We start from the raw sequence: 10904 nt of genomic DNA on the forward strand, positions 1-10904 counted from the left end.
CACCATCATCGACCGCTCGATCCCGCGCCTGCGCCAGCTCGACGACATTTTCGGCGGCCGCGTCCACACCCGCTACTCGACCGTCGAGGCGCTCGAGGAAGAATGCTTCTCCGCCGACATCGTGGTCGGCGCCGTTCTGATCCCGGGCGCCGCGGCGCCGAAGCTGGTGACGCGCGAGATGCTGTCCGGCATGAAGAAGGGTTCCGTGCTCGTCGACGTCGCCATCGACCAGGGCGGCTGCTTCGAGACCTCGCACGCCACGACCCATGCCGAACCGACCTACGAGGTCGACGGCGTCATCCACTACTGCGTCGCCAACATGCCAGGGGCGGTACCGGTCACCTCGGCGCACGCCCTCAACAACGCGACGCTGCATTTCGGCCTGCAGCTTGCCGACAAGGGCCTCAAGGCACTGGTCGACGACCATCATCTGCGCAACGGCCTCAACGTCCACAAGGGCAAGATCACCAACCGCGCGGTCGCCGAAGCGCTCGGCTACGAGCTGGTCGAGCCGAAGGCGGTGCTCGCCGCCTGACACCTGCGCGAGAAGAAGTTTCCTCCTGTCGCCCGCCGGCTTCGTCCGGCGGGTTTTGCTTTGCACGGAAAAAGTGCGGACAACAAAAAAGCGGAGCCAAAGCCCCGCTTCCTCGATGTTGAGACGTGCCGCCGGTCCATCCGCGGTCGGCAATCGATCAACACTTGCCTTCTAGCAAGTAATTGCGACGGGAGTACGACAGTCTCGCCGACATTTATGCGGATCCGTGTCGCCATTGTGAAGCACTTCACATTCGGCATTCGAAAAACATGCCTAGTCACATCGGCCTGAAGGCTGCTTTCTCTTCTGTCGCAGGCTTTTTCCCCAACTGCCCGCCAGACGATCGGCGGGCATTTTTTGTCTTCAGGCGCGTTCGATGCGGCACTGGTAGCAATTGTTGCGCGCCGAACGGACGTGGATGTAGGCGATGTCGTCGCGCTCGAACAGCGTTTCGGCGCGCGCCGCGATGCCGACTGTCGGGATAACGCCGCCGCTGCCATAGACGATGCGGTCATTGCGGCCATAGCCGCGCACGATATAGTCGCTGCTCTCGAGCATTTCGGGGAGCGCCTCGTCGTCCGGCGCGCGTTCGCATTCCTGCGCATGCAGGAAGATCGGCCCGGTCTCGGCATAGGGCTGCAACTCGGGAAACGGCCGGTAGGCCAGGACGAGATACGCTTCGCCGGCGCCGACGTTCTTGAGGCAATGCCGGCACGGCACGCCGTCGCCATCGGAAATCTGGCGCTCAGGCTTGTGGCCATAGGCGTCCGCCCCGCCGCGCTGCAAGGTTCTCACATCGTCGGTCGGCAGGGCTTTGAACTGGATGGGCATGGCAAATCTCCGGTGTCGCTGACCGGAACTATGCGGTCCCCGGCACGCTTCCCACCCGATTCCTGCCAAGCAGCGTCAGTCGATGAGCGCGTCGAGCCCGCGCACCAGCGCCTTGCCGACCCAGCCGGTCGCGCCGGCCATTATCACACGTATCGTCATCGTCGGATCCACTCGCGCGATCTTCGTTGGCCCTGGACATCAAGCGAAATGGAAAGAGCCCGGGTCATTCAAGCCGGGCTCTTTTGAACGGCGATCCAGGCGAAGGCCTGACGCGGGCGCTATCGGATGAAGTCGTCGAGGCGGCGCAAGGTCACCCTGCGGTTGCGCCAGTTCTCCTGCTGTGTCGGCACCAGCAGGAACTCCTCGCCATAGCCGACGGTTTCGAGCGCATGGCCGGGCACGCCGAACTCGCGCACCAGCGTCCGCTTCAGCGAGGCGGCGCGCTGCTCCGAGAGGATCTGGTTCGACTGGAAGGACCCGACCGCATCGGTATGGCCCTCGATCAGGATGCGGGCGCCGCGATTGCGCCGCAGGATGCGGTGTAGCGCATCGGCGATGTTTTCGATCTTGCCGTATTGCGGCTCCGAGATCGCAGCCGAGCCGAAGGCGAAGTTGATCGACTGGATGTCGATCGAGCGCGCCATGCGCCTGAGGTCCGGCCGGCGCTTGAATTCGCGGATGGTGACGCGCTGATTGGGGCGCAGCTTCACCCTGGGCGCTGCCTCGAGCTGGCGCTCGATCGTCGCGGCGGAAGGCGTGGTGGCCTGGGCAAATGCAAGGCTCGGCATGGCAAGTGCCGCAATCATGGCAACGGCAAATGTACGTCGGGTCAGCATGTCATTCTCCTTCGGCCCGTCCTTCTGACGGGCGCGTTGATCTTGCCGACACCTTGGCAAAGTCGGCCTGAAGCGAGGATGAACGAACAGATGCCAAGTTTTCCGACTGGCCAGACATGTCGCTCCGCGCCATGATGATCCCGGAACAACGCGGCAGCGGTTGACGGAGCTGGCGAGGATCCGAGCATGATCACCGGAGGATGCCTGTGCGGCGCAGTCCGCTACGAAAGCAGCGCGGAGCCGATCACCACGCGCCTGTGCTGGTGCCGCTTCTGCCAGTATATCGCGGCCGGCAACGCGGCGGTGAGCGTCTGCTTCCTGACCGCGCGGATCAAGATCGCCGGCGAGACGCGCGACTATGAGAGCGTGGCCGATAGCGGCAACAGGATGCACCGGCGCTTTTGCCCAGCCTGCGGGGTGCATCTCTTCAGCGAGGCGGAGACGCGCCCGCATCTCATTTTTGTGCGCGCGGGCACGCTCGACGATCCGAACATGATCAGGCCCGGTGCGACGATATGGACGGCCAAGGCGCCGGCCTGGGCCTGCATCGACACCTCGCTGCCAACCTTCGAGGGCCAGCCGCCACCGGTGGCGTAGGCGGCATCGATACTACGGCCGCATGACGCTCGCGGATCGCTCGGCGAAGGAGAGCGGGTGCACGATCTCCTTCTTCTGCGCAACCGGTGTGAAGCCGAGCTTTTGGTAGAGCGGCAGTGCCGCCGGGTGGTCGAGCGTGCAGGTCTGCACCGTCACCCGCTTCGGACCATGCGACCAGGCGGCAGAGATCGCGGCGCCCAGGAACCAGCGGCCGATGCCTTGTCCATGCGCATGCTCCATCATGCCGAAATAGGCGAGTTCCACCTCTTCCGGCATATGCGGCTTGAGGTCGAAGAAGCCGGCCGGCGCGCCGTCGAGATAGAGCACCCTGATGTCGCGGTCCTCGCGATGGAGGCCCGCTGAAAGCTCCTCGTCGCTCAGCCTCAGCACATTCACCCAATGCCATTTGCGCCCCACCCGATCCATCAGGTAGCGGTAGAAATGCAGCGGGATATCCCTGGTCTTCAGGAGCGCGACCTGTCGGTTATACGGCACCGGCGGCGACGCGGCCGGCGGCGCATGCATTTCGAGAAACGTCACCGTGACGTCGATGTCCTCCAGCGCGCCGTTTTCCATCACCGTCATTCCTTGCCCGTCACCACGGGCGTATCGGCAAGCCCGCCCCATTCGGTCCATGAGCCGTCGTAAAGCCTGTTGTCGGTGTGGCCAAGCGTCTCCAGCGCCAGCGTAATCGCCGCCGCTGTGATGCCCGAGCCGCATGACGTGACGACCGGCTTCGACAGGTCTATGCCGGCATCCTCGATCACCTTGCGCAAGCGATCCCTGGGCAGCAGCTCGCCGTTCTCGGCCAATGCCGTGACCGGTACGTTGCGGGCGCCAGGCATATGCCCGGAGCGGATGCCGGCGCGCGGCTCCGGATCGGTCCCGGCAAAACGGCCGGCGGATCGCGCATCGGCGATCTGACTTTCTCGCCCGTCGACGATGCGGCGCATTTCGGCGAGGCCGACGACCCGCGCGGCATCGAAGTCGGCGTGAAAGATGCACGGCGCGATCCTCGTCGGCTCCGCTGTCACTGGGCGCCCCTCCGCCTTCCAGCGATCGAAGCCGCCGCTCAGGATGTAGACCTGGAAGACGCCCATGACCCGGAACATCCACCAGCCGCGCGGCGCCGAGAAATAGCCCGGGCCGTCATAGACCACGATCGTGTCGTCGGCCGAAACGCCCATGGCGCCGACATACTGCGCGAAATCTTGCGGCGACGGCAGGGTGTGCGGAAGCCCGGAATCCGGGTCCGAAATGGCGTCCTGATCGAGGAAGCGGGCGCCGGGAATATGCGCCGCCTCATATTCGGCGCGCGCATCGCGCTTTTGCGCAGGCAGATACCAGGACGCGTCGATGATCGTCAGGCCGGGCTCGCCCAAGCGCTTCTCAAGCCAATCCGTGTCGACGATGAAAGGACTATCTTCAGCCATTTTTCTCCTCCCATCCCGCAACAGTGCCGTCGATCAGATCGCCGGCATCGGCCCGAAGCGGATGCGGAAACGCCGGTTCTCGCGGCCTTTCTTCTCGATCTTGCCGATATGGATCTCGCCGACCTCTCCGGTGCTCCTCACATGGGTGCCACCACAGGGCTGGCTGTCGATCGAGGCATTGTCGCCGATGCAAACCAGACGGATCTTGCCGGTGCCGACAGGCGGACGCACGTTCTTGGATTTCACCAGGCCCGGATTGGCGGCGAGCTCCTGGTCGGTGATCAGCCGGGTGAAGATCGGATGGTCGGCACGCACCAGCTCCATGAGTCTCGCCGTCACATCCTCCTTGGTGAAGCCGGCATCGGGAATGTCGAAGTCCACCCGGCTGTCGTCCACGGAAACGGCCGCGCCGGTGATCGGGAACGGGCAAACGACGGTGAGCAGATGGCAGGCCGCGTGCATGCGCATCAGAAGATGCCGCCGCTGCCAGTCGATGGCAAGCTTCAGCCGTTCGCCAATCGTCGGCACCGCTTGTCCGGGCGCCGGCACATGGATGATCTCGTCCTTGGTCTCGCCGGTGATGGTGGCGGCGATCGCGACGCGGCTGCCGTCGGCGCGCTCCAGCAAGCCGGTGTCGCCCGGCTGGCCGCCCGAGGTTGCGTAGAAGATCGTCCGGTCCAGAACGACGCCGCCGCGATCGTTGATTGCGACAACCGCTGCCTCGGCCTCCTTCAGGTAGGCGTCATCGCGAAACAGAGCTTCCGTTTTGTGCACCATCACGCGACCTTTTCGAAGGGCACCGAAATGTCGGCGGTCTCTTCCATCCAGCGAGGCACCGGCAGGTTCTTCTCGCGCAGGAACTCGGGATTGAACAGCTTCGACTGGTAGCGCGTGCCGTAGTCGCAAAGCATGGTCACGATGGTGTGGCCGGGGCCAAGCTCCCGCGCCAGGCGGATCGCGCCGGCGATGTTGATGCCGGTCGAGCCGCCGACGCACAACCCCTCCTCCTGGATAAGGTCGAAGACGATCGGCAGCGCCTCCTCGTCGGGGATCTGGAAGGAGAAGTCGGGCGTAAACCCTTCGAGGTTGGCGGTAATGCGCCCCTGGCCGATGCCTTCGGTGATCGAGCTACCCTCGGCCTTCAATTCGCCGCTGGTGTAGAAACTGTAGAGCGCGGCCCCCAGCGGATCGGCGAGAGCGATCTTCACGTCCCTGCTCTTGCCTTTTAGCCCGAGCCCGACACCGGCCAGCGTTCCGCCCGAGCCGACCGCCGAGACGAAACCGTCAACCTTGCCGTTGGTCTGGGTCCAGATTTCCTCGGCCGTAGTCCTGATATGGCCGTCGCGGTTGGCGACATTGTCGAACTGGTTCGCCCAGATCGCACCGTTCGGCTCGGTGCGCGCCAATTGTTCGGCCAGACGCCCCGACAGCTTCACGTAATTGTTCGGATTCTTGTAGGGCACCGCCGGCACTTCGATCAGCTCGGCGCCGAGCAATTTGATGGTATCCTTCTTCTCCTGGCTCTGCGTGTCCGGAATGACGATCACCGTGCGGTAGCCAAGCGCCTTGGCAACCAGCGTCAGGCCGATGCCGGTGTTGCCGGCCGTGCCCTCGACGATAATCCCGCCAGGCTTCAGCAGCCCGCGCTGCTCGGCATCGCGGATGATGAACAGGCCTGCGCGGTCCTTGACCGACTGTCCCGGATTCATGAATTCGGCCTTGCCCAGGATCTCGCAGCCCGTTGCTTCCGAGGCCTTGTTGAGGCGGATCAGGGGCGTGTTGCCGATCGCGTCGATCACAGAACGGGGCATCAAGGATTCCTTGTGTAGGTGCGGCGAGACCCTAGAAACCCAAAGCCCCGGTTTCAAGGCAAGAATTCGCCTGGTCCAGTCGCATTTCAGGCACTGCAATCTCCTGAATTCAGATGCTGTGTTCCAGCATGCATTTCAACCTTGCGCAGAAAAGCGCTCTTTTCATTCGATTTCTTCGCCGCTAGAGCACTACCGACACATTGGCAGGACACAGCATGACACTCTACCGGGCCAACCCGAAGCATGGCGTCGCCTGGATAACGGGCGGCAGCAGCGGCATCGGCCGCGCATTGGCCAAGGATCTTGCCGCGAAGGGCTATGCCGTCGCGGTGACGGCGCTTGCGGACGATCCGATCGACACGCTGATCGTCGAGACGGCGCAGATGCCCGGGCATGTGAAGTCGTATCCTTGTGACGTCACCGACGAGACGGGCATGGCAAGGGCGGCCGCCGCGATCGAGAAGGACATGGGGCCGATCGTGCTCGCGGTCTTCAACGCCGGCAATTACATCGCCACGCCCGGTGAGCACCTCGTGGTGAGCGATTTCCGCCGCTCCTTCGACGTCAACTATTTCGGCATCGTCAATGGCCTGGTGCCCGTCGTTGAGCATATGCGCGTGCGCGGACGCGGCCATGTCGTACTCGTCGGCTCGGTCACCGCCTATTCAGGTTGGCCGACCACCGCCGCCTATGGCGGCACCAAGGCGGCGATCAACATCCTGGCGGAGTCGTTGAAATACGACTTCGACAAGATGAACATCCGGGTTCAGGTGATGAACCCCGGCTTCGTCGACACCCCGCTGACGGAAAAGAACACGCTGCCAATGCCGGGGCTGATGCCTGTCCACCGCGCATCCCGCCGCATGGTGCGCGGCATCGAGAAAGGTGGCTTCGAGGTCACATTCCCCTACCGCATCAGCTGGCCGCTGAAATTGCTCGGCCTCTTGCCGCGACCGATCTGCCGTTGGGTGATCGGCGTCACGACCGGCTGGAGGGCACGGCCGCTGAATTTCGACCGCAAGCTGCCGCACGAAATGGGCCCGGACCAGGCGACTTAGGCCGGCGCACGGGTGTTGCCTGTCGGCAGGCACGGCCATAGGTTGAGAATTGTTGCTTGGAGTCTGTAATGGGGCGGCGGATCGTGCTTGCGGTGCTGGGGCTTGCGGTCGTCTTCTCCATGGCCTTCGTGCTCGGCCCGCGCGTACCCGTCGACACGAAGATCCGTTTCGACCCGTCCGCGATCGGCGACGATCCGCAGGCCTATCTGGCGCGCGAAGAGGCCGCCGTGCCCAACATCCGCGACGGGCTGGAAAAGGAGATCATCTGGGCAAATCCGATGGTTCACGCCAAGACGCCGCTGTCCATCGTCTACATCCACGGCTTCTCGGCCTCGAAGGGCGAGGTCCGGCCGCTGCCGGATGACGTCGCCGATGAGCTTGATGCCAACCTGTTCTACACGCGCCTCACCGGCCACGGCCAGGACGGCGCCGCGATGGCCGAGGGCAGCGTCAATGCCTGGATCAACGACTACGAGGAGGCGCTCGCCATTGGCCGGGCGATCGGCGACAGGGTGATCGTCATTGCCACCTCGACGGGTGGCTCGCTGGCGGCATGGGCCGCGACAGAGCCGCGCGCCTCGGACGGGGTTGCGGCGATCGCGTTCATTTCGCCCAACTTCGGCGTCAAGGCGTCCGGCGCCGAACTGCTCACCAAACCCTGGGGCAAACAGATCGCCGAGCTGGTCGGCGGCAAGGAGCGCAGCTTCCCGACCCGCAATGCGCTGCATGAAAGGTTCTGGACCCACCAATACCCGATAGCGGCGACGCTGCCGATGCAGGCGTTGACCGAGCTCGCCTATGCGGCGCCGGTGGAAAAGGCGACCATCCCCGCCCTCTTCATCTTTTCGGATTCCGACAAGGTGGTGCGGCCCGACCGCACCCGCGAAATCGCCGGACGCTGGGGCGCGCCGCACGAGCTGGTGCCGGTCGACGACACCGGTGACGTCGACAACCACGTCATTGCCGGCGACGCCCTGTCGCCGTCGACAACCGTCGTCCTCGCCGAGCGGATTGTCGTCTGGGTCAAGGCGCTGACCGGGCAGTAGTCCGTCACAAAAGGGGCGACCGAAGCATCGCTCCAGCCGCCCTGTTCAGTCGATTACCGGCGTATCAAGCCAGTTCAGGAGGCCCGGCAGATCGCTGCTTCAGGCAGCCCGGGTCGATGGCCGCTTGCCGCCGTAACGGCGCTTGTTGTTGCCCTTGAAAGGCTTGCGGCCCTCAGGACGCTCGCCCTGCGGCTTGCCCGCGACGGGACGATCGCCACTGGGCTTGCCGCCAAAACGCTTCTTGCCGAAGCCGTTGTTGCCGCCGCCGGGACGCCTGCCGTCGCGACGGCCGCCATGGTGTTCACGGTCGTTAGCCGGCTCGAAATGACGCTCGTTCCTTTCGGCAGGGTTGCGCTGGGGATCGGGGCTGCCGAGATGGTCGGCAACGACCGGCAACTTGGCGCGGATAATCCGCTCGACCTGGCGCAGCTTGGCGTTCTCCGACGGGTCGCAAAGCGTGATGGCGATGCCGTCCCTGCCGTTGCGGCCGGTGCGGCCAATACGGTGGACATAGCTTTCCGCCTCGTCCGGCAGATCGAAGTTTACGACATGGCTGATGCCTGGCACGTCGATGCCGCGCGCGGCTATGTCGGTCGCCACCAGGATGCGGACCGAGCCGTCGCGGAAATCGTTGAGCGCCTTCTGGCGGGCATTCTGCGACTTGTTGCCATGGATGACGGCGGCCTTGAAGCCATCACGATCGAGATCCTTGGTCACCCTGTCGGCGCCATGCTTGGTGCGAGAAAAGATGATGACCGACTTCATCGCCTCATCGGCGAGCATCTTGGACAGCACCTGGCGCTTCTGCTTGGTGCGGGCAAGGACGACGCTCTGCACGATCTCAGCCGCCGCCGTGCTTTGCGGCGCGACTTCGACGCGAACCGGGGTCTTCAACAGGCCTTTCGCCAATTCGGCGATCTCGTCCGGCATGGTCGCCGAGAACAGCGCCGTCTGGCGGTCGGGCGCGGTCGCCTTGGCGATGCGCTTGACGTCATTGATGAAACCCATGTCAAGCATGCGGTCGCCTTCGTCGAGCACCAGCCATTTAGTGTCGGCGAGGATCAGATCGCCCTCACGCACCAGGTCGGTCAGCCGGCCGGGCGTGGCGATCAGGATATCGACGCCGGGCGCGATCTTCTTCACCTGGCTGAAGCGCGAGACGCCGCCGAGCACGAGCGCGGTCGAGACATGCGCGCCCTTGGCGAGGATCTTGATGGTGTCCTCGATCTGAACGGCGAGCTCGCGGGTCGGCGCCAGGATCAGCGCGCGGGTCGTCTTCGGCCGGCGCTTGGTGCCGAGCCCAATGATCTTCGACAGGATCGGCAGCGCGAAGGCCGCGGTCTTGCCCGAACCGGTCTGGGCGATGCCGAAAATGTCACGGCCTTCCAGCTGTGGCGGGATCGCCTGGACCTGAATCGGCTTCGGGTCGGTGAAGCCCGCGGCATGAGTGGCCTTGAGCAGCGCGCCGGAGATCCCGAGCGCGGCGAAACCATTCTGTTCCGCTGTGTTTTCGTTGGTCAAAATAATCTTCTTTCACGCGGCCTGTAGCCGCAAACATCGATGGCGGCAGGGCGCAACCTGCCGTCGAAAAATTGTCATGGAACGACAAGGCGGCGGACGGGATCGTCCGCGCGGCTGCGCTGTCGTGCCCGCAAGCTTCATGCCTCGGGGCTTTTTCGCCACTTTGTGATGTACCGGGAAGAGGGGCCGAACACCGGAAAGAGGGAAAACAGACGCAACCAGTCTCATTCGTCGAGAAGGCCGGACAATGCCGGCCCAAGCGCCTATGCCGCTGCATATGGACGAGTTCGCCTCGAAATGCAAGGGCCGCATGCTGCAATGCAGCAAAAACCATGGCAAACGCGGCGCTTGCGCTCCCCTGCGCGCATCATTACCACAAACGCAGCTATCCGTTTGGGGGACCGCGATGAAGGACGTGCTGAAGGAGCTCGAGCGCCGCCGCGAGATCGCCCGCATGGGCGGCGGCAAGGCCCGCATCGACGCCCAGCACCAGAAAGGCAAGCTCACCGCCCGCGAGCGCATCGACGTCTTCCTCGATGAGGGTTCGTTCGAGGAGTTCGACATGTATGTCGAGCACCGCTCGACCGATTTCAGCATGGAGAAGACCAAGATCGCCGGCGACGGCGTCGTCACCGGCTGGGGCACGGTCAACGGCCGCCCGGTCTATGTCTTCGCCAAGGACTTCACCGTGTTCGGCGGCTCGCTGTCGGAGGCGCATGCCGAGAAGGTGGTCAAGGTTCAGGAGATGGCGCTGCGCAACCGCGCGCCTATCATCGGTCTCTATGACGCCGGCGGCGCTCGCATCCAGGAAGGCGTGGCCGCACTCGGCGGCTACGCCGAGATCTTCCAGCGCAACGTGCTCGCCTCCGGCGTGATCCCCCAGATATCGCTGATCATGGGCCCTTGCGCCGGCGGCGACGTCTATTCACCGGCGATGACCGACTTCATCTTCATGGTCCGCGACACCTCCTACATGTTCGTCACCGGGCCGGACGTGGTGAAGACCGTCACCAACGAGACGGTGACGGCAGAGAGCCTCGGCGGCGCCTCCGTCCACACCACGAAGTCGTCGATCGCCGACGGCGCCTACGACAACGACGTCGAGGCGCTGCTGCAGATGCGCCGGCTGGTCGACCTGCTACCGGCCTCCAATACGTCGGAAATTCCCGAGATCGAATGCTACCAGTCAGTGACCGATCACGATCTATCGCTCGACCGGCTGATCCCCGACAACGC

11 protein-coding genes and 1 pseudogene are annotated in these 10904 nt (G+C 64.3%); 5 read left to right on the plus strand and 7 right to left on the minus strand.

The annotated features are described in order from the left end of the window. A pseudogene (locus tag EN742_RS11145) lies at positions 1–535 on the plus strand (alanine dehydrogenase); the annotation flags it as partial. Between the two features lie 363 nt (positions 536–898). On the opposite strand, the gene EN742_RS11150 reads toward EN742_RS11145, so the two are convergent. Then, complete coding sequence (locus tag EN742_RS11150; RefSeq protein WP_126054646.1) at positions 899–1366, minus strand: DUF1203 domain-containing protein; 468 nt, start codon at positions 1364–1366, stop codon at positions 899–901. A 278-nt stretch (positions 1367–1644) separates the two neighbouring features. Next, on the minus strand, positions 1645–2202 hold the full coding sequence (locus EN742_RS11155; RefSeq protein ID WP_127407763.1) for an OmpA family protein: 558 nt from the start codon (positions 2200–2202) through the stop codon (positions 1645–1647). A 186-nt stretch (positions 2203–2388) separates the two neighbouring features. Between EN742_RS11155 and EN742_RS11160 the strand changes: the two genes are divergently transcribed. Continuing rightward, entirely contained in the window at positions 2389–2799 is a 411-nt protein-coding gene (locus EN742_RS11160; RefSeq protein WP_127407764.1) for a GFA family protein, read from the plus strand. A 12-nt stretch (positions 2800–2811) separates the two neighbouring features. On the opposite strand, the gene EN742_RS11165 is transcribed toward EN742_RS11160, so the two are convergent. From EN742_RS11165 to EN742_RS11180, 4 genes are read right to left on the minus strand one after another with little or no spacing between them, the layout of a single operon-like run. Next, positions 2812–3375, minus strand: coding sequence for a GNAT family N-acetyltransferase (locus EN742_RS11165; RefSeq protein WP_126059073.1), 564 nt, complete (start codon positions 3373–3375; stop codon positions 2812–2814). Positions 3376–3380: 5 nt separating this feature from the next. Further along, entirely contained in the window at positions 3381–4232 is an 852-nt protein-coding gene (gene sseA / locus EN742_RS11170; protein WP_126054649.1) for a 3-mercaptopyruvate sulfurtransferase, read from the minus strand. 33 nt (positions 4233–4265) lie between these two features. Further along, on the minus strand, positions 4266–5009 hold the full coding sequence (locus EN742_RS11175; RefSeq protein ID WP_127406366.1) for an alanyl-tRNA editing protein: 744 nt from the start codon (positions 5007–5009) through the stop codon (positions 4266–4268). Then, positions 5009–6043: a cysteine synthase A gene (locus tag EN742_RS11180; protein ID WP_127406365.1), complete on the minus strand. Its 1035-nt coding sequence runs from the start codon at positions 6041–6043 to the stop codon at positions 5009–5011. Before EN742_RS11180 ends, EN742_RS11175 begins: the two co-directional genes overlap by 1 nt. Before the next feature lie 215 nt (positions 6044–6258). Between EN742_RS11180 and EN742_RS11185 the strand changes: the two genes are divergently transcribed. After that, entirely contained in the window at positions 6259–7101 is an 843-nt protein-coding gene (locus EN742_RS11185) for an SDR family oxidoreductase (RefSeq protein WP_126054651.1), read from the plus strand. A 68-nt stretch (positions 7102–7169) separates the two neighbouring features. Further along, positions 7170–8147: an alpha/beta fold hydrolase gene (locus EN742_RS11190; RefSeq protein WP_127420975.1), complete on the plus strand. Its 978-nt coding sequence runs from the start codon at positions 7170–7172 to the stop codon at positions 8145–8147. Positions 8148–8246: 99 nt separating this feature from the next. Here EN742_RS11190 and EN742_RS11195 read toward each other — a convergent pair whose 3' ends face one another. Continuing rightward, complete coding sequence (locus EN742_RS11195) at positions 8247–9668, minus strand: DEAD/DEAH box helicase (protein ID WP_189375279.1); 1422 nt, start codon at positions 9666–9668, stop codon at positions 8247–8249. A gap of 406 nt (positions 9669–10074) precedes the next feature. On the opposite strand from EN742_RS11195, the gene EN742_RS11200 reads away from it, so the two are divergent. Then, on the plus strand, positions 10075–10904 hold an 830-nt coding region (locus EN742_RS11200; RefSeq protein WP_281034952.1), incomplete at its 3' end, for a carboxyl transferase domain-containing protein.

It is taken from the genome of Mesorhizobium sp. M4A.F.Ca.ET.020.02.1.1, assembly GCF_004022645.1.
Classification (GTDB): Bacteria; Pseudomonadota; Alphaproteobacteria; order Rhizobiales; family Rhizobiaceae; genus Mesorhizobium.